The sequence below is a fragment of the Saccharibacillus kuerlensis DSM 22868 genome (assembly GCF_000378145.1).
Lineage (GTDB): Bacteria > Bacillota > Bacilli > Paenibacillales > Paenibacillaceae > Saccharibacillus > Saccharibacillus kuerlensis.
On the sequence record NZ_KB899278.1, the window covers coordinates 384794 to 408375 of the forward strand.

Consider the following 23582-nt stretch of genomic DNA (forward strand, 5'->3'; position numbering starts at 1 on the left):
GGCCGCAGGCACGATTAGGCGTTAAGCGATTGCTCTAGTAAAGAGACGGCCGTATTCAGCGCTTCCTGCAGCTTAGACGCGTCTTTGCCGCCTGCCTGCGCCATATCCGGGCGTCCGCCGCCTCCGCCGCCGCATACCGCAGCAGCTTCCTTGACAAGTTTACCTGCATGCAGACCGCGCTTCGTCAATTCTTGAGGCACGGAAACCACAAAGTTGACTTTGTCGTCCATAGCAGCGCCAAGCACCAGTACCGCCTGCGGCAGCTTGACTTTCAACTCGTCGGCCAACGAACGCAGCGCGTCCATGCCCGAAGCCGAAACGGATTCCGCCAACACCTGCACACCGCCTACCTCGCGTACACGGTCGGTCAGCTGTCCCGCTTCGATTGCCCCCAGCTTGCCGCGAAGCGACTCAATCTCGCGCTCAGCCTCTTTAAGCTGTTTGTTAAGGCCATCAATTCGCTTAGGCACTTCGGCAACCGGCGTCTTGAGCAGCGCAGCTGATTGCTTCAACAGATCAAGCTGCTCGTCCAAATACAGGTATGCTCCGCGGCCGGTTAGCGCTTCGATGCGGCGTACGCCGGAACCGATGCCGCTTTCTCCGACCAACTTGAACAGACCGATCTCGCTCGTATTCCGAACGTGGCAGCCTCCGCACAGCTCAAGGCTGTAATCGCCAATTTCGACAACCCGCACGATATCCCCGTACTTTTCGCCGAACAGAGCCATAGCCCCCATCTCTTTCGCTTCATCGATGCCTTTATACTCGATCTTGACGTTAACGCCTTTCCAGATCTGCTCATTCACTCTGCGCTCGACATCGGCAAGCTCCTCTGATGTAATGCTGCCAAAGTGCGAGAAGTCAAAACGCAGGCGCTGAGGCTCGACAAGGGAACCCGCTTGATTGACATGAGTGCCAAGCACTTCTTTGAGCGCTTTGTGCAGCAGATGTGTCGCCGTATGGTTCTTTTCGATCGCGACACGGGAATCCCGCTCTACGCTTGCCCGCACTTCGTCACCGACATGCAGCTCACCGGACTCAACCGTTACCTGATGCACATGCTGGCCGCTCGGAGCTTTAACCAATCCTTCGACCTTCAACGTGCCTGTAAACGAAGCGATTGTACCGACGTCGCTGACCTGACCGCCGCTTTCCGCGTAGAATGGCGTTTGGTCGAGTACGACAAGTGCGGAATCACCTTCGCCTACCGATTCGACAACTTCGCCGTCTTTGATCAACCCGACAATTTTAGCTTCGACAGACGTTTCGTCATAGCCTACGAATTCGCTGTCCACTTCCAGGTCGGACAACGCACCGCCTTGAATATTCATGCCGCCGCCTTTTTTGTGCGCTTCGCGGGCTCTTGTACGCTGTTCCTGCATCGCCGTTTCGAAGCCTTCACGATCCACGGTCATGCCGTGCTCCAGCGCAAAGTCTTCTGTCAGATCGAGCGGGAAGCCGAACGTATCGTACATTTTGAATGCATCCTCGCCGCCGATCATGTTTTCGCCTGCTGCTTTGGCACGCTCGGCCGTTTCGGTCAGGATTGCCAGACCGTCGGACAGTGTTTTGTGGAACCGCTCTTCTTCCAGACGAATGACGCGCTCGATCAGTTCGCGGCTGTCCAAGATTTGATTGTAGTATACGCCCATCACTTCGCCGACTGTGCTGACCAGTTCGTACAGGAACGGACGGTCCAGTCCGATTACGCGTCCGTAACGAACAGCGCGGCGGAGCAGACGACGAATCACGTAACCGCGACCTTCGTTCGAAGGCTGTACGCCGTCGCCAACCGAGAATGTCACCGTACGCACATGGTCGGCAATGACTTTGAGCGCTACGTCATGCTCTTCGCTAACGCCGTATTCAATGCCTGCCATTTGAGCTGTACGCTGGATCATCGGCTGGAACAAGTCCGTATCAAAGTTGGAGTTAACATCCTGCAGAATAGAAGTCAGACGCTCCAGACCCGCACCTGTATCGATGTTCTTGTTCGGAAGCGGCGTGTAGCTGCCGTCCTTATTGTGGTTGAACTGTGAGAAAACCAGGTTCCAGACTTCGAGGAAGCGCTCGTTCTCGCCGCCCGGATACATTTCCGGATCATTCGGGTCAAGCAGACCGTAAGCATCGCCGCGGTCGTAGAAAATCTCGCTGCAAGGTCCGCAAGGCCCTTCGCCGATATCCCAGAAGTTTTCCTCGCCCAGTTTAATGATGCGTTCAGCTGGCAGACCAACGATCTCGTTCCAGATCTTAAAAGCCTCTTCATCTTCGTTATAAACGGTTACGCTGATGCGTTCCGGATCAAAACCGATCCACTGTGGGTCAGTCAAGAATTCCCAGGCCCATTCGATCGCTTCTTCCTTGAAGTAATCGCCGATGGAGAAGTTGCCCAGCATTTCGAAGAAGGTGTGATGGCGGCGTGTTTTGCCGACATTTTCAATGTCATTGGTACGGATACACTTTTGCGAATTGGCGATTCTCGGATTTTCCGGCTTTACGCGACCGTCAAAGTAAGGCTTCAGCGGCGCCATGCCGGCATTGATCCACAGCAGAGACGGATCGTTGTGCGGCACGAGCGGAGCGCTCGGTTCAATGTGATGGCCTTTTTGTTCAAAGAATCGAAGCCATTTGGAGCGGATTTCACTTGCTTTCATAGTTTCTCGAACCTCCGTTTGAATGAGAAATGGGATTGATTGAACCTTTGAAAAACATATAAAAAAACATAAAAAACGCCCCTGAAAAATTCAGGGACGATTGCTCGCGGTACCACCCTGGTTATCGTCGTCGCGCACTTTGCCCAATAAATACAGGAAAAGGCGTGAAAAGGACGATCTCCTCGCTGCGTCCGTTAACGGGGACGAATCGGCCGTCGAAAAAAATTCGCAAGGCACTCCGGAATCAGCTTTCGGTCCGTCTGCCCCCAAGGCTCTTCCACCCATGCGCCGTTTGCGCAAGGAGCCTGTTCGCTGAGGAGGCGTCCCTTCAGGACGTACTTTATTCCATCATCGCTTTATTGACTATGGTCAATGCCTTCCCAGTATATCGGGCACCTCATTTCCTGTCAATGTGCAGGAGAGGAAGCCTAAGCAGATTGCATGCAAATAGCCGGGAAAAGCGGCACGAGTCACGTAAGAACTCTTCCCGCTTTCTCCCGGCTGAGGATATCCGAATCAAGATGTGGTCTGAAGTTGAGGCAGTGCTGCCTCTTCCAGACAAAACAGGTCATCCAACGAGCTGAGTGTGCCGTCTTTCTCCACCTGATATACCGATACCTTCTCGCCATTGACCGTCAGCTCAATAAAGCAGCTCCAGCAGTAGAACTGATGCGTACCGATTTTACCGATATCTTTGGAACTGCAGTTTGGACATTTCATTGTGGGGATCACCTATCCGTCCGCTTATTTGAAAGTCGCGAAGAAGCGCGGAAGCTTCCCCGATTGAACGATTATTCACAATAGGATACGCGGGACGCATCAACGTTTGGTACGCACACGGCCCGTAATCGTTTCAATACTCTTGACGACTGCCTCGATTTCCTCCGAAGTATTACCCAACCCGAAGCTAAATCGAATCGCGGAATTCAAAACTTTTTCAGGAAGCCCCATGGCTCTCAATACATGCGAGGTCTCGAGCGAACCCGATGTGCAGGCCGAACCGCTGGCTGCGGCGATTCCCTCCATGTCGAGATTCATCAGCATCGTCTCGGTCCCCACTGCCGGAAAGCTGATGTTCACTACATGCGCCAGTGAATGTTCAGGATCTCCATTGACGACAAAAGCTTCTTCGCCAATTGTATCCTTTAATCCATCCAGCAGCTGTTTCCGAAGACGCAGCGATTCCGCATGTCGTTCTTCAAGCCCAGATACAGCCAGTTCGACAGCCTTGGCGAAGCCGGCCATACCGGCCAGATTCTCTGTACCCGCGCGGCGCTTGCGCTCTTGATTGCCGCCGTACAGAATCGGTGCAAGCTTAATGTTCGGTGCGATGTACAGAGCGCCGATACCTTGAGGACCGTTGATCTTATGTGCGGAAAAGCTGATAAGATCCGCATTCAGATCCCCACAGTCGAGAGGCAGCGAGCCGAGCGCCTGTACAGCGTCGGTATGAAACCAGATGCCGCGTTCTCGGGCAAATGCGCCAATCTCTCTCACAGGCTGCATCGTGCCGACTTCGTTGTTAGCGAACATGACGCTGATCAGCGTCGTGTCCGGGCGAACATGCTCCCGAATCCAATCCAGGTCTACCCGTCCGCGGATATCGACAGGAATATACTCCACTTCGAAGCCTTCTTCGGCAAGACGCTGCGCAGCATGGAGTACCGCATGGTGTTCAATCTGTGAAACGAGCAGATGCCGTCCACGATCCACCCGGGCATAAGCTGCGCCGAACAATGCGGCATTGTCGCTCTCCGTACCGCCCGATGTAAAGACCAGATCGGCGGAACGTGCACCGATTGCGGAGGCGATCGTTTCACGGGAGGTACTTACGATTCGCTTGGCATCCCGCCCAAACGCATGCACGCTGGAAGCATTACCGTATGTGCCGGACATTACCCGCAGCATTTCCTCCGCCACCATCGGGTGAACGGGCGTCGATGCCGCATGGTCCATATAAATTTTGTTCATTGGAATGTTCACCTCGGTTTGGTACGTGATCTCATAAATTAAAATAAACTAGATATAAAACATATAGTTGTCCGGCTCACCCTTATCGCGATAATTGATAAGATCGCCCAGCGTCGTGGAATCGATCACTTCGGCAATGGAGTCGCGAATTCTTTTCCATAGGTCGCGCTTTGCCGGATCATCCTCTTCGGTAAAGTCCACCACAGAGACCGGTCCTTCCAGCACACGAATGATTTCGCCGGCAGTGACCGTGTCGGGATCACGCGACAAAATGTAGCCGCCGTAAGCGCCGCGGATACTTTTAACAAGTCCTCCGTTGCGCAGCGGAGCAATCAGCTGTTCCAGGTAATGTTCAGACAGGGAGTTCTTCTCGGCGATACTTTTCAAGGAAGTAGGTCCTTCTCCGTATCTTGCCGCAAGTTCCATCATAATAGTTAAGCCGTAACGGCCTTTTGTCGATATTTTCAATTGGGGCACCTCTTTCGGTTCATTCGGGGTAATATCGTGTGTATACTCAGGCTATCGTAACATAATCAAGGAAGTCGATGCACTATGGAATAACGATCCGCTGCAAAATGTCCGTAAGCCAAGGACGCAGACGCCGTTTTTTAAGCAGCTGAACAGTCGTAAATTTGTGCTTTTTGTGTTAAAATGCTCTCAGACGCGCCGAGCGCGTTCTTTTGTTTTCTCATGCTACGCGAACCTTTTGCAAATACCTCAATAGAAGACGGTGATATTCATGAATAAATCTCCACAGGAGACCCGAGTCGTCGTCGGCATGTCCGGAGGCGTCGATTCTTCGGTGACGGCACTGCTGCTCAAACAGCAGGGATACGACGTCATCGGCATCTTTATGAAAAATTGGGATGATACCGATGAGTTTGGCCACTGCACCGCGGAAGACGACGCTGAAGACGTCCGCCGCGTCTGCGAAAAGATCGGTATTCCTTATTATACGGTAAACTTTGAAAAAGAATACTTTGATAAAGTGTTCTCCTACTTCCTGGACGAATACAAGCGCGGCCGTACACCTAATCCGGACGTGATGTGCAACCGCGAAATCAAATTCGGCGAATTCCTAAACAAAGCGCTCGATCTCGGTGCCGATTATGTGGCCACCGGTCATTATGCGCGCGTTACGGAAGAGAACGGCGAATTCAAGCTGCTGCGAGGCGTGGACAACAACAAAGATCAGACCTACTTCTTGAACGCGCTGAATCCGTATCAATTGTCCAAAACGATGTTCCCGATCGGCCATCTGCCGAAACCGGAAGTCCGCCGCATTGCCGAAGAAGCGGGACTTGCTACAGCTCGTAAAAAAGACAGCACAGGCGTCTGCTTTATCGGCGAACGCAATTTCCGCGAATTCCTGAGCGGCTACCTTCCGGCCAAGTCCGGGGAAATGGTCGACATCGCGACCGGCGAATCGAAAGGCCGACACGATGGTCTGATGTACTATACACTTGGACAGCGTCAGGGATTGGGAATTGGCGGTTCCGGCACAGGCGAACCTTGGTTCGTTGCCGACAAAGACCTGGAACGCAATATCCTCTATGTCGTACAAGGCGATAAGCATCCAAGCTTGTACTCGACGGGCCTGATCGCAAGCGGAGTAAGCTTTGCTTCCGGGCGCGACGAATTGGCTGGAGGGCCATTGAAATGCACGGCCAAGTTCCGCTATCGCCAACCCGACCAAGGCGTAACTCTGACTCGCCTTGAAGACGGATCGGTTCACGTAGCATTTGATGAACGTCAGAAAGCAATCACACCGGGTCAAGCGGTTGTGTTCTACGATGGTGACATCTGCCTGGGCGGCGGTACTATCGAAATTGTTGAAAAAGTGCCATATGAAGCCGTGCAGCAGACCGCTGCCCGTTAATTCATCAAAAAGCCCGCTTTCCCCTTTATGGGTGAAAGCGGGCTTTTTAATTTCATAAAATCGAATTCCGTTTGAACGCTCATATACAGATCCCGCAAACAATCGGCTGAAATCGTCAATTCGACTCATTTAGCCTATCGCTTACTGTCCGGTATCGCCTGCAGGCTGACCTTCCTGATCGGTATGCGATTTGCCTCCCTCGTCCGTATCGTCAACAATCAAATCTTCAGCGGTCGAATTCGGATCAAGCCATTTGTTGATCGATTCGATCGTTTCTTCCAGATCGCTGTCGTCGAGCATATAATACCAAGCATCGCGCGAGACCCCTTCACCCTGCAGCATATGGCTGCTGATTTCCGGTGTCGCATCATTCAGGATGACCGTTTTGGCCAGCGACAGCATAAAATCGGATCGCATATTAGTCTTGAAATTGTTTCCGGCAATGCCGATCAATTCCGGAATCTTCGTCAAGTTTTCGACACTCTTCATCCGGTTCAGAATCTGCTTAAGGAAAATCCGATGACGCTCGGTACGCTTGAAATCGGAATCTTCGCGGTAGCGTACATAGTTCAACGCTTCCGTACCATCGTATATAGGCTTATTTGCTTCTATCGTGAATTTCTCATGGTCAGCCTGTTTATTCTCGATTGTCTCCGTAATCGGCAGCTCAACACCGCCCAGAGCATTAACAACATCCGTAAGACCGTTAAAATTGATAGTAGCGTAATAATCGACATCATGCTCTAAAAGTGCTTCTACCGTGTCGACGCTCATCTGTGCGCCGCCGTAAGCATAAGCCGCATTGATTTTTGTTACCGAACGTGTCCCTTTGATCGTTGGCGTTCCAACCATCGGAACATAAGAATCGCGCGGGATGGAAACAAGCAGTACTTTGTTATCCGCCGGCCGGACGACCGAATAAATGATGGAATCGGTGCGGGCGAGCTCATCGTCCCGTTGGTCGGTACCGAGCAGCAGTACCGAGAACGGCTCTTTGCTCAATTCGTCCACATTCATCAAAACGTCGCCTCCGCCCCTAGGAAGCTGATCGATCGGTGCATAGGATTCGTCCAGCGTATTTTTGACCGTATCGGCCAAAAACGTATCGAAAGCGAGCACCATCAACTCTTTGCGGAAAATATATCCGCCTATTCCCAGAACAAACAGCACACAGAGTGCAATCAGCCAGGCCTTACCTTTATTCTTTTTCGTTTTCTTCTTTTGATGCCTTTGAGCCCTCGTTAAAACATGGGCTTCGGCCGGCTGGTTTTTATCCATTTCCTTCGTACCTTTCTCTCTCCATAAAAGTCGTCGGCTTACTCCGCTGACCAAGTCCGATTCCAGGGGTAGATACTGCCCGATCCCCGATCCGCAAAATAAACGGAACTTGAAGACAGTAAACGGAACATTTGACGCAATCAACGTTGGCGGACTTCAAATCCCTCATGGATGCTGAATATAAAAACCTTTGTATAACCTACCCTTTTTAAGCAGTGCCCAAGTTGCAGACACACCTTAGATTACTACATTTCGCACTATTCTGACAATTCTAACATACGAACCAAGAAGAAGATACGAATAAGAATCAAGCTGTGTGCTCAGCAGAAGGGCAAGCACAATGCAGAATCATTCACGAAGTTCTCTCTATTCGAAAATCTTATCCCGCAAGTGTCATTCCGACCGCCGCCGCCGTAAGACCCAGCAGCGCCGAAGAGGCGGCGTAAATGACCGCAGCAGTCCGGCGATTCTGATGCAGAAGCGTCACCGTTTCGTATCCAAACGTTGAGAACGTCGTATAAGCGCCGGCAAACCCCGTACCGAGAAGCGGATAGACCCACTCCGGCATTTCATGACGCAAGCCCGTTAATACGCCGAGCAGCAGTGAACCGCTGAGATTGATGATCCATGTTCCCCACGGAAAACGGGTGCCAAATACGGACAATGCCCATTTTCCCAACAGATAACGGGCCGGAGCCCCGATCATTCCGCCTGCCGCCACCAACAAAACCACATTTGGACTCACAAAACCTGCCCTCCTTTTGAACCCGACCGTTCACGCCAGATTCCGCCAAGCCATACGCCCAGAATGCTAAGCGCGATCCCTCCAACCAGACTTGCTCCCGCATACAGCAGTGCCGCGGCAATCCGGTCATTCTCCAGCAGCCAGATTGTTTCCACCGAAAATGTCGAAAAAGTCGTGAAGGCTCCGGTCAAACCTGTACCGATTCCGATTCGGACGGCCGAAGAAATTCGTTTGGGATCAAGAGCCAGCGTAAAAAACAAACCGAGAAACAAACAGCCCGACAAATTGATCAGCAGCGTGGGAAGCGGAAATCCGTCAATCTGAGGGATAACGGTGCTCAGCGCATAACGCAGAAGGGCGCCGCAGATTCCGCCCAATGCTACATAAACAATATCTTTCATCCATTGCTTCCTTCTTTGCTGTGTGATTAAGCCGCACAGGCAGCCTATTGGGCTGACCGGTACAGCGCATTATTGTTCGCGGCGCCGCTGCTGATTCAGACGAATTTTTGATTCGCTCCCCTGCTCCGTCGCTTCGTAAAATACAGTGCCTTCAAGTTCTGCAGGCAAATACATCTGCTTGACATAATGATTCGGAAAATGATGCGGATATTTGTACCCCTCATGCCCAAGTTTTTCCGCACCCTTGTAATGCGTATCGCGCAAATGCAGCGGAACTTCTGCCGTTCCACTGCGCGAGAATGACGCCTCGGCTCTGGAAATGGCATTATACACAGCGTTGGACTTTGGACTTTCGACCGCAAACAGAATGGCCTGAGCAACGTTCAGCTTCGCTTCAGGCCAGCCATTGTTGCGGTAAGCTTCGAGAGCGGAGACAGCCTGCACCATCGCCTGCGGATTGGCAAGGCCGATATCTTCACTGCTTGCCGCAATCAGACGGCGGATGAAGGTCATGGGATCCATGCCAAGCTTCTCGACGGCATACAGAAACCAGAATAGTGCGGCGTCGCTGGAACCGCGAATGGACTTATGGAACGCAGACAGCACGTCGTACTGCGTCGATTCGTCTGCACGCGCAATCGGACGGCGTACCGACTCCTCGGCCGCCTCCAGTGTAACTCTTACCGTGCCGTCAGCCTGCGGCGGCGTTGTGAGCGCCGCCAGTTCCAGCGCATTCAGAGCACGTCGAATATCGCCGCCGGACATTGCAGCGATATGTTCCAAAGCTTCTTCATCAGCTTGCAGCTCCATGTAGCCGAGGCCGCGCTCGGAATCGGACAGTGCCCGTCTCATCGCGATCATCGCATGCTCTGCGGTCAGCGGATGCAGTTGAAACAGCGTGGAACGACTCATCAAAGCGCCATTCACATAATGAAACGGATTCTCGGTCGTGGCACCAATAAAAATGATGGTCCCCTTCTCCACTGCCGGCAGCAGTGCGTCCTGACGCGAACTGTTGAAACGGTGGACTTCATCCAGAAACAGAATCGTTTTGGTTCCATACAGCGCTTTGTCGTCGGCCGCCTGCTGGATGACTTCGCGCACATCTTTGACCGTGGCGTCAACCGCATTCAGACGCACAAATTTGCCTTGGGTATGATGGGAAATAATATGGGCCAGCGTCGTTTTTCCACATCCCGGCGGACCGTACAGCACAATCGATCCTACCTTGTCCGCTTCGATTGCTCTTCTCAGCAGCCGGCCGGGGCCCACAATGTCTTCCTGCCCTATATATTCATCGAGCGTCAGCGGACGCATACGGTCGGCGAGCAGTCCGCCTCCCGTCTGTGCTTCCACTTTGCCGTCATAGTTGAACAGATCCAAGCTTGTCACGTCCTTTCATTCTTTATTCAATATAGAACCCTTCCGCGGGGAACGCAAATATAAATCATTCTTCGTATCGTTAGACAACGCAAAAAAAGGCGGCAGAGCGCCGCCCTCAAGCTGTAAAGAAAGTCCTGTTCGTTCCGGAAGCTTAAAAGCTGCGTAAAAATTTCGTTTTGGTCGCGTGCCGGAACACGATCAAACTTTCGGCCAGCCCGCTTCGCTCCACTCGCCTTGATTGTCCAAAAACGTTGGCGTCGCGCCGCCGTGCAGCACCCAGAGCTCATGGAGCGCCCGCGTGCAGCCGACATACAGCATTTTCGCGTCCCATTCGGATTCTCCATAATTTTGCAGTCCGGCATCCGCAATCACAACGGCATCAAATTCCAACCCTTTGGAGAGATGCAGCGGCAGTACGGACAATCCGCCTTCGTACTGCGTCATATTTCCGTCGATGAGATTCAGCTCCGGAAATTCCGACTGCAGCGCTTCGTGCAGTGCCGCAGCCTGTTCCTGAGTGCGAGTCAGCAGCGATACGGTCTTGTGCTCACGTCCCCAGAGCAGCCGCAGTGCCTTAGCCGCCGCAAGTATACCTTCGTCACCCTCAGTATTTTCGGCTTTCATTTTAGGGTTGAATTCGATCATTCGCACCTTGTTTCCGCTCCGGAATACCGGCACCGCTTCGATCGCATTCGGCACGCCACCCGAAAGAATGGTATTGGCGAAACCGATAATCTCCAATGTCGACCGGTAGCTTCGGGTAAGCGCATGATAAGACGTTTCCTCTTCGCCGAACAGCTCGCTCATCTCTTCCCAAGCGTGAACGCCTTTATAAGCATGAATTCCTTGAGACAGATCGCCCAGGATCGTAAACGAATGTCCTCTTACGAACCGGTCAAGAACCGATATCTGCAGCGGAGAAAAATCCTGCGCTTCGTCGATGACGATATGGTCGAATCGCTCTGCTCCCTCGACTCCGTTCAGCAGCAAATGCAGATACAAAAGGGCCGGCAGATCTTCTTCCCGAATGCGCCCTTCTTTCAGATCTTTGCGTGTCGATTTCAGTACAGAGGCCGGAATGGCTTCAAGCGCTTCCGACGGCAGGATGCCGCGTGTATCCTTCGCAGCGCCAAAGATCTGCTTATACAAGGTTAACGGACTGAAGTCCGGCCATTTTTTGGCATAAGCTTTTTCACGCTGCGCAGCTTTCTTCTTGTATTCTTTGCGCAGTGTTTCCGGCTTGACCGGCTTCAATTCCATTTCGATCCATCGATGGATGCGTGCCAATACACGCTCTTTGCGTCCTGCTGCCGAGTAATGCTTGTACTCCTCGGCATACCAGTGCAGGATCGTTTCGTACGGCAGTGTTTTTTCTTCCCATGGCGAAAACTCGAGCTCAGGCGCTCCCGATACTTCAAGTGCCGCCGCTGCAGATTCCAACATGCTGCGGAAAGCATCCGAACCTTTGAATCGCCCGGGTGCTTCATTGTCCGGTGCCGGACCGCCGGCCCTGCCGAACCAGAAGTCCAGCGTTTCCGACGGATCGGCGAGCATACTTTCCACACCAAGCAGTTTGGCCGCCCAGTCGGTAAATGTCCGCTGCTGGATATCGCCTACTCCCAGTTCGGGAAGCACTCCCGAAATATAATCGAGGAACATGCCGTTCGGCGCAAAGATGATCATCTTCCCGGCTGATACCTGCTCTTGGTATTGATAGAGAAGGAAAGCCAGGCGATGCAGCGCAACCGTCGTTTTCCCACTGCCTGCAACCCCTTGAATAATCAGCGCTTTGTTTTTCTCGGCGCGAATAATTCGGTCCTGTTCTGCTTGAATCGTAGAAACGATATCCCTCAGGCGGTTATCTTTGTTCTCTCCCAGCCGATAGAGCAGGAATTCATCCGATACGGCCGGCTCTTCGCCGCCGCGGGTATAGGTATCGACGACCCGTTCTAGTTCGGATTTACGGACCATAATATTGCGCTTGAGATGCATCGTACCGCTGATCCATCCTTCAGGCGCTTCGTACTCGATCCGTTCTTCTCCTCCAGTGAAAGAGTAAAAGAGACTGGCGACCGGAGCCCGCCAATCGACGACAATCGGCTGACTGCCGGGATCTCGTCCGTCCAGACCCGTCTTGCCGATATAGAGCGGAACTGTGGGAGCCTTCCCTTCCTCTTCGAAATCCATCCGGCCAAAGTATGGCTCGGGTTCCGATTTGGACAGCCGCTGCCGGCGTTCTTCGCGCCCCGCTTCGAGCACCTGCTCGGTAAAGTCGTGCCCGGTATATACCGGAATCGCCCGAAGGCGCGCAAGCTGGGTTCCGATCTCTTCCAGAACGGAATCCAGCTTGGTTTGCTCTTCTTGATAGGCACTTTGAACGTTCTCACTCACTTCAGTTACCTCCTAAGATGAGCATTTTGTACAGGGGTTCTGGCGAACCTGCGAGCTTAGCCGCACAAAATGCCGAATTCATCTGCGTTCCTTCCCGGATGAAAGCATCGCCGGGAGCGAAAACGCAAAAGGAATATTAGCATAGCATACTTCGTTACAAAGGGCTTCACTTATTTTGCGGGCAAGAAGCTTGGAAGCGGACAAATAAACTCGAAAGCAGTCAAATCAAAAGACGCCTCTCTCTCCGGTTAAGGAAAAAGAAGCGCCTTGTTCGATATAACTTTTGGAATCAAATTTGTATCGATTTGGGTACTGGAATTCTACTGCTCTTCCGACGGCAGCGGATGACCGCCTCGGATCATCAGATCTTTGACCACTTCGCTGACCATGATCAGACCCGCGACCGGCGGAACAAAAGCATTGCTCGCAGGGGGCTGCTTGGCTTTGCGAATTTTGGCACCGGCCGGAGCGATCTGCTCGGTGACATCTTGGCGCGGCTTGATCGGCTTCTCGGTCGAATATACGACTTTGACGCCTTTTTTGATGCCGTCTTCCTTGCGCAGCTTATTGCGGATAATGCGGGCAATCGGGTCCATCTTCGTTTTGGAGATGTCCGCCACCTGGAATCGCGAAGGATCCATCTTGTTAGCAGCACCCATGCTGGAAATGATGGGAATACCGCGTTTCAGACACTCCTTGATAATATGAATCTTGTAAATGATCGTATCGGAAGCGTCGACTACATAGTCGATCTTGTGCTCGAACAGCTGCTCATAAGTTTCTTCCGTGTAAAACATGTTCAGCACGATCGTATTGATTTCCGGATTGATCAGCTTCACGCGTTCCGCCATCAATTCCGTTTTTTGCTGGCCGACCGTAGTCGTCAACGCATGGATTTGGCGGTTGATGTTCGTGATATCCACGACGTCTTTATCGATCATGATAAGCGTGCCTACACCGGACCGGGCAAGCGCCTCAGCAGCCATTGCACCGACGCCTCCGATCCCGAGTACCGCTACCGTGCTGTTTTTGAGTTCTTCAATCCCTGCGGGCCCAAGCGCAAGTTCCGTTCTGGAAAAAGCGTGCAGCATAATGGGATAACCTCCTCGAATCCTAAAGTAAGGGTATAGTGCCTCGACAAAGCGAAAAGACAGACCGGCCATGGCCGGCTGTCTCTTTTCGGTTACAAACTTAAGCCTGTTCGCTTTCGGCAGCAGCCGGTTTCTTAGCCGGCTTTGGTGCAAGCTTGATGTGCAGCTGATCCAGCTGGCCTTTGTCGACCGGCGACGGCGCATTCATCAGCAGGTCGGTCGCACTCGCCGTTTTCGGGAATGCGATCGTTTCGCGCAGGTTGGTACGCTGCGTCAGCAGCATCACCAGACGGTCGAAGCCGAATGCGAATCCGCCGTGCGGAGGCGTGCCGTACTGGAATGCGTCGAGCAGGAATCCGAACTGTTCCTGAGCCGTTTCTTCCGAAATGCCCAGCAGCTTGAACATCTTCTGCTGCAGATCGTGTTCGAAGATCCGAAGCGAGCCGCCGCCGACTTCGTAGCCGTTCAGCACGAGGTCGTAAGCCTGCGCGCGTACTGCACCCGGATCAGTGTCGAACAGCTCAAGATCTTCCGTCAGAGGACGGGTGAACGGATGGTGTTCCGCTACATAGCGCTTCGCTTCTTCGTCGTAGCTGAGCAGCGGGAAGTCCAGTACCCAAGCAAATTTGTAGATGCTGTCGTCGATCAGGCCAAGCTGGCGTCCAATCTTCAGACGCAGCGCGCCGAGCACATCGGCTACTACTTGTTTCTTGTCGGCGGAGAACAGCAGCAGGTCGCCAACTTCGGCATCCGTGCGCTGACGCAGCGTTTCGATTTCTTCTTCGCTCATGAACTTGACGATCGGCCCTTTAAAACCGTCTTCCTTCACTTGAATCCAAGCCAGTCCCTTCGCGCCGTAGCGGGCTGCGTAAGGTCCCAGATCATCGATTTCTTTACGTGTCCAAGTGCCGCAGCCTTTGGCATTCAGCACTTTAACCTGTCCACCGCTCGACACGACGGAAGCAAACACTTTTACGCCGCTTGTTTCGACGATATCACTCACATCGACCAGCTCCATGCCAAAGCGCAGATCCGGTTTATCAGAGCCGTATTTGCTCATCGCTTCCGCATGCGTCAGACGCTGGAACGGCAGCTGAACTTCGACGCCGATCGTTTCACGGAACAGCTTAGCCATCAGCTCTTCAATCATGCCCAGGATATCGTCGCGGGATACAAACGACATCTCAAGGTCGACTTGGGTGAACTCCGGCTGGCGGTCCGCACGAAGGTCTTCGTCACGGAAGCAGCGGGCGATTTGATAGTAGCGCTCCAGACCGCTGACCATCAGCAGCTGCTTGAAGATCTGCGGCGACTGCGGCAGGGCAAAGAATTCGCCTTCATGCACACGGCTTGGTACCAAGTAATCCCGCGCGCCTTCCGGCGTGCTCTTGGTCAGAATCGGCGTTTCCACTTCTACAAAACCTTGGTCATCGAGGAAATTGCGGAAAATTTTCGACGACTGCGAACGCAGCATAAGTGTTTTCTGCATTTCCGGACGACGCAGGTCCAGATAGCGATATTTCAATCTCAGCGCTTCGTCGACTTCGATGCCGTCTTCAATAAAGAAAGGTGTCGTCTTGGCAGCATTTAGCACTTCGATTTCGGTAACACGTATTTCTAGTTCACCGGTCGGCAGGCTTTTGTTGATCGTGTCTTCATCACGCTTAACAACCGTTCCTTTGACAGCCAGCACGTATTCGGTACGCACGCGTTCCGCTGTTTGCAGTGCTTCGCCCGAGTACGCCGGGTTGAAGACCGTTTGTACGATTCCGCTGCGATCCCGCAGGTCGATAAATAGTACACCTCCAAGGTCGCGGCGGGTTTGTACCCAACCGTTCAGTGTTACCGTTTCTCCGATTTGTTCGGACGTGATTTGTCCGCAGTGATGAGTTCTCAGCATCATATGAGTCGATTCTCCTTTTTATTAAACGTTTATGTCGGTCAAAGCGCAGCTTTCTGCCGATTTCCCGTTTTATTTCTGCTTGCATGCCTCATTCCGCATTAGCGGACAAAGCCTCAATTATTTCAAAACCGACGCCAGATCATCCAGCGATACATTTACCTGTTCGCCTGTTTCCATCGATTTGACGGCAATTTCTCCGCGCTCCAGCTCGTCTTCGCCCAGAATTGCCGTGTAGCGTGCTTTCATACGATCAGCCGATTTCATTTGTGCCTTCATCTTGCGATCCAAGTAATCGCGATCGACCGAGAAGCCCAGCCGGCGCAGCTTGTGCAGCTGCTTGGTGACTTCGTCGCTCGCCTTCTCTCCAAGAGCGATCAGATACACGTCCAGCGGTTGTTCGTCTTCAATCTCTGTCTGCTGGTCGGCCAGCAGCAGCTGCAGACGCTCCATGCCGATCGCCATGCCGATTCCCGGCTGATCCGGTCCGCCGACTTCGGCGACCAATTTGTTGTAACGTCCACCGCCTCCGATCGTATCGATGGCGCCGATGCCGCTCTTCGTCTTGAATTCAAATGCCGTCAGTGTGTAGTAGTCCAACCCGCGAACAAGACGTGGATTGATAATGTACTCAACTCCCATAGCGGTCAAATTGTTCTGCACCGCTTCAAAGTGAGTTTTGCTTTCTTCGTCGAGACTGTCCAAAATAGACGGCGCGTTCGTGAACTTGTCCTGATCGACTTTGCAGTCAAGTACTCGCAGCGGATTACGGTCAATGCGCCCCTGACAGTCTTTGCACAGCGTATCGCGCATTGGATTCAGGAACTCCAGCAGACGTTCGTTATAGGCCGCACGCGAAGCCGCATTGCCGACCGAGTTGATTTCTACGCTTGTCCCTTTAAGACCGATATCTTCAAAGAACTGCAGACCGAATGCGATAACTTCCGCATCGATCGCCGGTTCAACCGATCCGATCGCTTCGATGCCGAACTGATGGAACTGCCGGTAACGTCCGGCCTGCGGACGCTCCTGACGGAACATCGGTCCAATGTAATACAGCTTGGATACGTCAGGTTCTCCATACAATTTGTTCTCTACATAGGCGCGAACTACACCGGCCGTTCCTTCCGGGCGCAGCGTCATTGCGCGTCCGCCCATATCCTGGAACGAGAACATTTCCTTCTGTACAATATCCGTTGTTTCGCCTACACCTCGCTGAAACAGCTGCGTATATTCGAAGATTGGTGTACGAATTTCGCGATAATTAAAACGTCTGCTCAGATCACGCGCTTTACGCTCTACATACTGCCATTTTTCTACCGTTCCCGGCAGAAAATCTAGAGTGCCTTTCGGCTTTTGAAAATCCATGGTTTCTTTTCCCTTCCTTTCCGGCCTCCACGGCCGGGTTCTTTTTATAAATATCAAAATTTATAAACACCAAAAAGCCCCAGGTCCGCCGTCTATGCCGTTATTACGCATAGTACAGGGACGAGGGACCGTGTATACGAATCTCCCGTGGTGCCACCCACATTTCGGGCCGTTTCTCGATCCAAACGCCTTGCAGACGTATCGAGAAATGCAAAAACCCGCTTCATTCAAGACGGTTAACGCCCGTCAATTTCGCGTATCGGCTACTTGGACTCCAAGAAAAAGGTTGGGCACACTTATCCAGCCTATTCTTCCGTCTTTCGCCGTACGTTCTCGGGGAGGTCTTTCGTTCAGCCTCTACGCGGAATTCTTCCAGCCACGGAATTCCTCTCTTGTGCGCATCGATTTCTGAATTACTTTTTCCCGTCATTGAATCATCATATTAACGGTGAGCTCTCCACCTAATTGAGAGGTAAATGCTCACTGCGTTTGTTATATTTTATGATTGTAATCAAGTGCATCGTTAAAGTCAACCGTCTGCTTGAACAGAAAATGTCTTATCGGTGAAGAGAGCGTTATCATTATTTAAATCCAAAGGTAAATAAAAAGTAAAAAAGGACAAAAAGTGACCCGCAGGCTGCTGCCGCGGGTCATTCAAATTTATTTAAGGGGGTCATGTTTTTAATATACCCGCCTCTTGTTAAAGGAATGTGAATCTAATATTACAATTGCATGACAATGATCGTTAACGTTATGTCTTAATCGTAAATATGAACATAACCGTGATTTTGACGCAGTTTACGAACAATATCCCGATAATCTTCGTCTTTGACCTTTACGGAAAGCGTATAGGTCAGATTCCGAAGATCTTCTTCGGAAGCGTTCTCATAAGTAGAATCGACTTCCTCCTCATCGATTGGCTGCCCACCAAGGTCGCCTGAAGAGCGATGTCCCGGAACCGGAACGGCCTGATCTCCAATCATACTGCCTGAACCACCGGAACCTGCTGCGCCTGCATTGTATCCGGCATTCGTTGTACCTGAGAGCGGAATCAGCGGGACAACAACTCGACCTCCAGTGCCGCCAAATCCTTGACCTCCCTGCAGTTCTCCGACTTCGAGCTGCTCGGTATTGAACGCCATCAGACTCATTCTTGCGCCTTCTGCTTCGCTTTCCGTTTTAAAATAAGCTTGAAGATGTTTGGACATTGTAATTCCCTCCTTTATATTGGACGTTCACTATACAAATCAAATTATTGAGTAGGATCTTGGATGTATAGAGGAAGCAAGGCCGGCTTAAAACCGGCCTTGCGGAACCTTATCAACTCACAAAGCTTTCAGGATTTCGCGGACAAACGCAGGCTCATCTTCAGGAGTACGGGAGGTAATGAAGTTTCCGTCCACGACGACCTCCTCATCCTTGAACTGAGCACCCGCATTTACCATATCGTCCTGCAGCGGCGGATACGCAGTAATCGTACGGCCTTTAAGCAGGTCAGCGCTGGCAAGAATCTGCGGGCCATGACAGATGGACGCAATCGTTTTCTTAGCAGCATTAACGTCTTTGACGAATTGAATGATCTGATCGTCGAGACGCAGATTTTCCGGCGAAGAACCGCCCGGAATTACGACGGCATCGTAGTCCGAAGCTTTTGCCTCGGAGATCGCTTTGTCCGTCGTATACTCGGCTTTCCCCTGTTTGCCTGTTACTTTTTCACCGGCTTTAAGACCGATAATATCTGCAGTGTGACCAGCTTTGGTCACCTCATCATAAGGAACCTGCATTTCGGAATCTTCAAATTCATTTGCAAGCAAAAAAGCGACTTTACTCATGGATAAATCGGCTCCTCTCCAGGTTGTTCGTAGTGTTTGTGTTCTCGCTTTCTTATTACCCTGCCCTTTGGGACTTCTAACATCAAGATCTTTTGACATCAAGATAACGGACACAAAGAAAAACCGTTCCTGCAGTACCCAAAGGCAGCTGAAACGGTTGAACAAAACAATCCTATACAAACGAATTATTCCCTGCTGTCGACAATCAGTGTTACCGGACCCCAGTTTGTCAGGGATACATCCATCATGGCTCCGAACACACCGGTCTCGACCTTTAATCCCCGGGCGCGCAGCGCTTCGTTAAAAGCTTCATACAGCTCCAGAGCGGGCTCGGGGCGGGCTGCGGCCATGAAGTTAGGACGTCTACCCTTACGGCAGTCTCCATAGAGCGTAAACTGGGATACAGACAGGATCGAACCGCCAACATCTTCGACGCTGTGGTTCATTCTGCCGTCTTCATCTTCAAAAATGCGCAGTCCAGCCGCTTTGTCAGCCAGATACAGAGCATCTTTCTGCGTATCGTCGCCGGTGACGCCCACCAAGATCGTCAAACCGTGACCAATACTGCCGACCGTCTCCCCGTTCACCTCGACGGAAGCCGACTTGCAGCGTTGAATAACAAGTCTCATGAAAAACCGAGCTCCTTCATTACTGGGAAAGCGTCAGTTGTACGCCTCCCATTATTGCATGATCCGGTGTACCGTGTAGACATCGCGCACCCGTTTGATCCGTTCCACCACTGCCTGCAGATGCTCGGTATTGCGGATCAAGATCGTAATATGCACGAGGGCCATCTTGTTTTTGTCCGCACGTCCAGAAACGGCGGTCATGTTGGTCTTGCTCTCGGAAACGGCCTGCAGCACTTCGTTCAGGAAGTCGCGGCGATCCAGACCCGTAATCTCAATATCAACGCTGAAATTCGATTCTACAGCCTCTTCCCATTCTACCTCGATTACGCGAGCGGCTTCTTCACCGTCGCCTGCTCCCGGGATGTTGGTACAGTCTGCACGGTGAACAGATACTCCGCGGCCGCGGGTAATGTATCCGACAATCTCGTCACCCGGCACTGGATTGCAGCAGCGTGCGAAGCGAACGAGTAGGTTGCTCGCTCCCTTGACTTTGACACCGTTAGTCGGACGCTTCTTCTCTTTGTCAGAAGGAGCAGCTTTCACTTCACGGATCTCATTGGTCAGCTCCAGATGATTATTGCTTTCTTCCTGCTCGCGGCGCCATTTTTCCGTCAGGCGTGTTACGACCTGGGAAGCCGTGATTCCGTTGAAGCCGATCGCGGACAGCATATCGTCCGTATCATTGAAAGCGAATTTGTTGGCGACTTCAAGCAGCTTGTCGTCAGTCAACCATTCCGAAGTTTCGAGCCCCAGCTTCTTGATCTCGCGCTCTAGACCTTCGCGACCTTTTTCTACATTTTCTTCACGGCGTTCTTTTTTGAACCACTGCTTGATTTTGCTTCGCGCATGCGACGATTGAGCGATTTTCACCCAGTCCTGACTCGGCCCGTACGAATGTTTGGAAGTCAAGATCTCCACAATATCGCCCGTTTTCAGCTTATGGTCCAACGGTACAATACGGCCGTTTACCTTGGCTCCAATCGTTCGGTTGCCGATCTCCGTATGAATGCGATAAGCAAAGTCCAGCGGACCGGATCCGGTAGGCAGCTCGATAACCTGTCCTTTCGGTGTGAACACGAATACAAGGTCGGAAAAGAAATCCATCTTGAGAGACTCGACAAATTCCGACGCGTCTTTGGCTTCGTTTTGCAGTTCGATAATTTCTTTGAAGAACGGCATTTTATTCTCAAGTCCGCCGCCCGGTGTAACCGTTGTGCCCTCTTTGTAAGCCCAGTGGGCCGCAATACCGAATTCCGCCGTACGGTGCATGTCCCAAGTACGGATCTGCACTTCGGTCGGTTCGCCGTTCGGTCCGACGACAGTCGTGTGAAGCGACTGATACATATTTGCTTTCGGCATAGCGATATAATCCTTGAATCGGCCCGGCATTGGCTTCCACAGCGTATGAATAATGCCCAGTGTTGCATAACAGTCTTTGACGTTGTCTACAAGGATGCGGATCGCAAGCAGGTCGTAGATTTCGTTGAACTGTTTGTTTTTGTTGGTCATTTTTTTATAGACGCTGTAAATATGCTTGGGACGGCCCGACAAATCGGCTTCAATGCCCATTTCCTCAAGTTTTTCTCCGATTCGTACAATGACATCGGAAATAAACTGCTCACGCTCAGCGCGCTTTTTGTGCATCAAATTGGCAATTCGATAATACTGCTGGGGATTGAGGTAGCGGAGCGCAATATCCTCCATCTCCCATTTGATCGCGGAAATACCGAGCCGGTCGGCGACAGGACAGAATATCTCCAGCGTCTCGTAAGCGATCCGGCGCTGTCCTTCTTCCGACTGATGCTTGAGCGTGCGCATATTATGCAAACGGTCGGCCAGCTTGATAACAATGACGCGGATGTCCTGCGCCATTGCAATGAACATCTTGCGGTAGTTTTCGTTCTGCTGTTCTTCCTTGGAGCGGAATTTGATCCGTTCGAGCTTGGTCAGCCCGTCGACGAGCATTGCACAGGTTTCCCCGAAATGCTCACGGATCTCTTCCAGCGAGACAGTCGTATCCTCGACGACATCGTGCAGCAGAGCCGCTTCGATCGATGTCGTGTCCATCTGCATACCCACGACAATGTCTGCAACCGCCAGCGGATGCAGGATATACGGCTCACCGGATTTTCGGACCTGGCCGGAATGGGCCTTATCGGCGAATTCGTAGGCTTCCCGAATGCGGGGGAGGTCCGACTCTCGGATATAAGCGGACGCCTTTTCAAGTAATCGTTCAATGCCCATTGAGTCCTTTCCGATTCCTTTCTATAAGAAAATGAAGCCTGTCCGCGAAAACCGCATTCAGGCGTGTCGACAGAGTTTTCCTTTCATTATGCCTTTTAGGCCAACCCCCGTCAATGCGTGCAGGGAAATTGTTGCTTTCTTCACGAAAAGCTCACTTTGTCCGCAGTGCAGAGACTTTCAACGCAGAAAACCTCTAAATCCGAAAGTTATTCATTTTTTTCGCAAAAATGTTATTGAAAAAAAACAAAATTCTCTATAATCTAGTTAAGATGATCGAGCGCGTACGGATTTGGCTGCTTCAGCCGTGGTTTATCACCGTATTCTTACCCGTGTTTCATCCGCCAAAAAGCCGCTTCTCCCATTTTTTTCGGAGCGGCTCAAACTTATGCCCTTTAAGGAGTGAGAGTCATTGCAGCGCGAAATTCAAGTCAATGAAATGCCGCCGGTCGGACCGGGTCTTCTGCTCAGCCTGCAGCACCTGTTCGCCATGTTCGGCAGTACCGTCCTCGTTCCGAATATTTTCGGTGTGGACCCAAGCGTTATTTTGCTGATGAACGGTATCGGCACTCTGCTGTACATACTGATCTGTAAGGGACGCATTCCGGCCTACCTCGGATCAAGCTTTGCCTTTCTAGTGCCTGTCGGCGCCGTACTCGGTACGCCGGGCAATATGGAAAATTACTCTAAAGCGCTGGGCGCATTTATTGTGATCGGCGTGGTCTTCATCCTCGTTGCCCTGCTGGTCAAGGTTGCCGGTACCGCTTGGATCGACTTTATGTTCCCTCCGGTCGTTATGGGCTGCGTCGTTGCCCTGATCGGACTTGAGCTTCTGCCGGTTGCAGCCAATCTGGCCGGTCTGCTCGGTACAACCGATCCGAATACGGGAGTCATCAGCTACAGCACCCAAGCGATCGTAATCTCTCTCACCACGCTCGGCGTTACCGTCCTCGGTGCCGTACTGTTCCGCGGTTTCCCGAAAATCATTCATATTCTGATCGGTATTGCAGTCGGTTATCTCGTCGCTTTCTTGATGGGTGAAGTCAATACGGCTGCCGTAGCCGACGCCAGCTTCATATCGCTGCCGAACTTCACGACACCGACCTGGGACTTGGCCGCGATCTTTACGATTCTGCCGGCGGCACTCGTCGTTATCGTCGAACATATTGGTCACCTGCTCGTAACAAGCAATATTGTCGGTAAAGATCTATCGAAAGACCCGGGTCTCCATCGCTCACTGCTTGGCAATGGTGTCTCTACCGTACTGTCTGGCTTTGTCGGTTCGACACCGAATACGACATATGGAGAAAATATCGGCGTTATGGCACTGACCCGCGTTTACTCGGTCTTCGTTGTCGGCGGTGCAGCGATCATCGCGATCCTGCTGTCGTTCTCCGGCACCTTTTCCGCAGCGGTCGCCAACATTCCCGGTCCGGTTATGGGCGGTGTCTCGCTTCTATTGTTTGGAGTTATCGCCGTTTCCGGCCTGCGTATCTTCGTCGAACAAAAAGTCGATTTCTCAAAATCCATTAACATGCTGCTCGCTGCGCTCATTTTGGGCACAGGACTTAGCGGCATTAAGTTGACGATCGGCGAAGTGGAACTTAAAGGAATGGCTCTTGCCACGATCGTCGGTATTGTAGTCAATCTGATTTTCCGCCTGATCGCCCTGATCGGATTGTCTAACGAGCAGGAAGAAGCTCCACCGGAAGTTAAAACGCCGGATATTTGATCCATACCGTTTGATTTACGAAATGCAGTCAGTTGATCATTCTGCTTACATGCCTTAAAAGATCAGAATCAAAAGACAAAAAACACA

General features: G+C 51.9%; 18 protein-coding genes. 2 read left to right on the forward strand and 16 right to left on the reverse strand.

Features of this window, described 5'->3' with window-relative positions; genetic code table 11:
• Positions 1 to 14: 14 nt before the first annotated feature.
• The 4 genes from alaS to cymR all read right to left on the reverse strand — a co-directional run bounded on the left by alaS (position 15) and on the right by cymR (position 5093).
• Positions 15 to 2654, reverse strand: coding sequence for an alanine--tRNA ligase (alaS, locus tag F456_RS0104615; RefSeq protein ID WP_018975837.1), 2640 nt, complete (start codon positions 2652 to 2654; stop codon positions 15 to 17).
• Between the two features lie 516 nt (positions 2655 to 3170).
• Positions 3171 to 3374 carry a hypothetical protein gene (locus tag F456_RS0104620; protein ID WP_018975838.1) on the reverse strand — a complete coding sequence of 68 codons (204 nt, stop codon included), beginning with the start codon at positions 3372 to 3374 and terminating at the stop codon, positions 3171 to 3173.
• Positions 3375 to 3473: 99 nt separating this feature from the next.
• Positions 3474 to 4625, reverse strand: a complete 1152-nt coding sequence (locus tag F456_RS0104625; RefSeq protein ID WP_018975839.1) for a cysteine desulfurase family protein — start codon at positions 4623 to 4625, stop codon at positions 3474 to 3476.
• A 48-nt stretch (positions 4626 to 4673) separates the two neighbouring features.
• Entirely contained in the window at positions 4674 to 5093 is a 420-nt protein-coding gene (cymR, locus tag F456_RS0104630; RefSeq protein WP_018975840.1) for a cysteine metabolism transcriptional regulator CymR, read from the reverse strand.
• Positions 5094 to 5364: 271 nt separating this feature from the next.
• Between cymR and mnmA the strand changes: the two genes are divergently transcribed.
• Positions 5365 to 6504 carry a tRNA 2-thiouridine(34) synthase MnmA gene (mnmA, locus tag F456_RS0104635; RefSeq protein WP_018975841.1) on the forward strand — a complete coding sequence of 380 codons (1140 nt, stop codon included), beginning with the start codon at positions 5365 to 5367 and terminating at the stop codon, positions 6502 to 6504.
• Positions 6505 to 6645: 141 nt separating this feature from the next.
• On the opposite strand, the gene F456_RS0104640 is transcribed toward mnmA, so the two are convergent.
• The 12 genes from F456_RS0104640 to F456_RS0104695 form a co-directional block, all read right to left on the reverse strand.
• The gene (locus F456_RS0104640) at positions 6646 to 7782 is read right to left on the reverse strand and encodes an LCP family protein (protein WP_018975842.1); all 1137 of its coding nucleotides are present in this window, start codon (positions 7780 to 7782) and stop codon (positions 6646 to 6648) included.
• A gap of 379 nt (positions 7783 to 8161) precedes the next feature.
• Positions 8162 to 8527 carry a fluoride efflux transporter CrcB gene (gene crcB / locus F456_RS0104645; protein WP_018975843.1) on the reverse strand — a complete coding sequence of 122 codons (366 nt, stop codon included), beginning with the start codon at positions 8525 to 8527 and terminating at the stop codon, positions 8162 to 8164.
• A complete protein-coding gene (gene crcB / locus F456_RS0104650) occupies positions 8524 to 8928 on the reverse strand; it encodes a fluoride efflux transporter CrcB (protein WP_018975844.1) in 405 nt (134 codons plus the stop codon). The genes crcB (F456_RS0104645) and crcB (F456_RS0104650) overlap by 4 nt, the downstream gene beginning before the upstream one ends.
• Before the next feature lie 69 nt (positions 8929 to 8997).
• A complete protein-coding gene (locus tag F456_RS0104655; RefSeq protein WP_018975845.1) occupies positions 8998 to 10311 on the reverse strand; it encodes a replication-associated recombination protein A in 1314 nt (437 codons plus the stop codon).
• Between the two features lie 198 nt (positions 10312 to 10509).
• Positions 10510 to 12702: a HelD family protein gene (locus F456_RS0104660; protein WP_018975846.1), complete on the reverse strand. Its 2193-nt coding sequence runs from the start codon at positions 12700 to 12702 to the stop codon at positions 10510 to 10512.
• Between the two features lie 320 nt (positions 12703 to 13022).
• Entirely contained in the window at positions 13023 to 13793 is a 771-nt protein-coding gene (locus tag F456_RS0104665; RefSeq protein ID WP_018975847.1) for a tRNA threonylcarbamoyladenosine dehydratase, read from the reverse strand.
• A gap of 100 nt (positions 13794 to 13893) precedes the next feature.
• Complete coding sequence (gene aspS, locus F456_RS21740) at positions 13894 to 15693, reverse strand: aspartate--tRNA ligase (RefSeq protein WP_040924958.1); 1800 nt, start codon at positions 15691 to 15693, stop codon at positions 13894 to 13896.
• 120 nt (positions 15694 to 15813) lie between these two features.
• Positions 15814 to 17061, reverse strand: coding sequence for a histidine--tRNA ligase (hisS, locus tag F456_RS0104675; protein WP_018975849.1), 1248 nt, complete (start codon positions 17059 to 17061; stop codon positions 15814 to 15816).
• A 758-nt stretch (positions 17062 to 17819) separates the two neighbouring features.
• Positions 17820 to 18269, reverse strand: coding sequence for a hypothetical protein (locus tag F456_RS0104680; RefSeq protein WP_018975850.1), 450 nt, complete (start codon positions 18267 to 18269; stop codon positions 17820 to 17822).
• A gap of 117 nt (positions 18270 to 18386) precedes the next feature.
• The gene (locus F456_RS0104685) at positions 18387 to 18893 is read right to left on the reverse strand and encodes a type 1 glutamine amidotransferase domain-containing protein (protein ID WP_018975851.1); all 507 of its coding nucleotides are present in this window, start codon (positions 18891 to 18893) and stop codon (positions 18387 to 18389) included.
• A gap of 185 nt (positions 18894 to 19078) precedes the next feature.
• Positions 19079 to 19522 (reverse strand): D-aminoacyl-tRNA deacylase, encoded by a 444-nt coding sequence (gene dtd / locus F456_RS0104690; protein WP_018975852.1) that lies wholly within the window; start codon positions 19520 to 19522, stop codon positions 19079 to 19081.
• A gap of 51 nt (positions 19523 to 19573) precedes the next feature.
• On the reverse strand, positions 19574 to 21766 hold the full coding sequence (locus tag F456_RS0104695) for a RelA/SpoT family protein (protein WP_018975853.1): 2193 nt from the start codon (positions 21764 to 21766) through the stop codon (positions 19574 to 19576).
• A gap of 409 nt (positions 21767 to 22175) precedes the next feature.
• On the opposite strand from F456_RS0104695, the gene uraA reads away from it, so the two are divergent.
• A complete protein-coding gene (uraA, locus tag F456_RS0104700) occupies positions 22176 to 23495 on the forward strand; it encodes a uracil permease (RefSeq protein WP_018975854.1) in 1320 nt (439 codons plus the stop codon).
• Positions 23496 to 23582 lie beyond the last annotated feature (87 nt).

Bases quoted from the DNA above. Each gene is read 5' to 3' on its own strand.
- alaS (WP_018975837.1), bottom strand. From the start codon at position 2,654: ATGAAAGCAAGTGAAATCCGCTCCAAATGGCTTCGATTCTTTGAACAA.
- F456_RS0104620 (WP_018975838.1), bottom strand. From the start codon at position 3,374: ATGAAATGTCCAAACTGCAGTTCCAAAGATATCGGTAAAATCGGTACG.
- F456_RS0104625 (WP_018975839.1), bottom strand. From the start codon at position 4,625: ATGAACAAAATTTATATGGACCATGCGGCATCGACGCCCGTTCACCCG.
- mnmA (WP_018975841.1), top strand. From the start codon at position 5,365: ATGAATAAATCTCCACAGGAGACCCGAGTCGTCGTCGGCATGTCCGGA.
- F456_RS0104640 (WP_018975842.1), bottom strand. From the start codon at position 7,782: ATGGATAAAAACCAGCCGGCCGAAGCCCATGTTTTAACGAGGGCTCAA.
- crcB (WP_018975844.1), bottom strand. From the start codon at position 8,928: ATGAAAGATATTGTTTATGTAGCATTGGGCGGAATCTGCGGCGCCCTT.
- F456_RS0104665 (WP_018975847.1), bottom strand. From the start codon at position 13,793: ATGCTGCACGCTTTTTCCAGAACGGAACTTGCGCTTGGGCCCGCAGGG.
- aspS (WP_040924958.1), bottom strand. From the start codon at position 15,693: ATGCTGAGAACTCATCACTGCGGACAAATCACGTCCGAACAAATCGGA.
- hisS (WP_018975849.1), bottom strand. From the start codon at position 17,061: ATGGATTTTCAAAAGCCGAAAGGCACTCTAGATTTTCTGCCGGGAACG.
- F456_RS0104680 (WP_018975850.1), bottom strand. From the start codon at position 18,269: ATGTCCAAACATCTTCAAGCTTATTTTAAAACGGAAAGCGAAGCAGAA.
- F456_RS0104685 (WP_018975851.1), bottom strand. From the start codon at position 18,893: ATGAGTAAAGTCGCTTTTTTGCTTGCAAATGAATTTGAAGATTCCGAA.
- dtd (WP_018975852.1), bottom strand. From the start codon at position 19,522: ATGAGACTTGTTATTCAACGCTGCAAGTCGGCTTCCGTCGAGGTGAAC.
- F456_RS0104695 (WP_018975853.1), bottom strand. From the start codon at position 21,766: ATGGGCATTGAACGATTACTTGAAAAGGCGTCCGCTTATATCCGAGAG.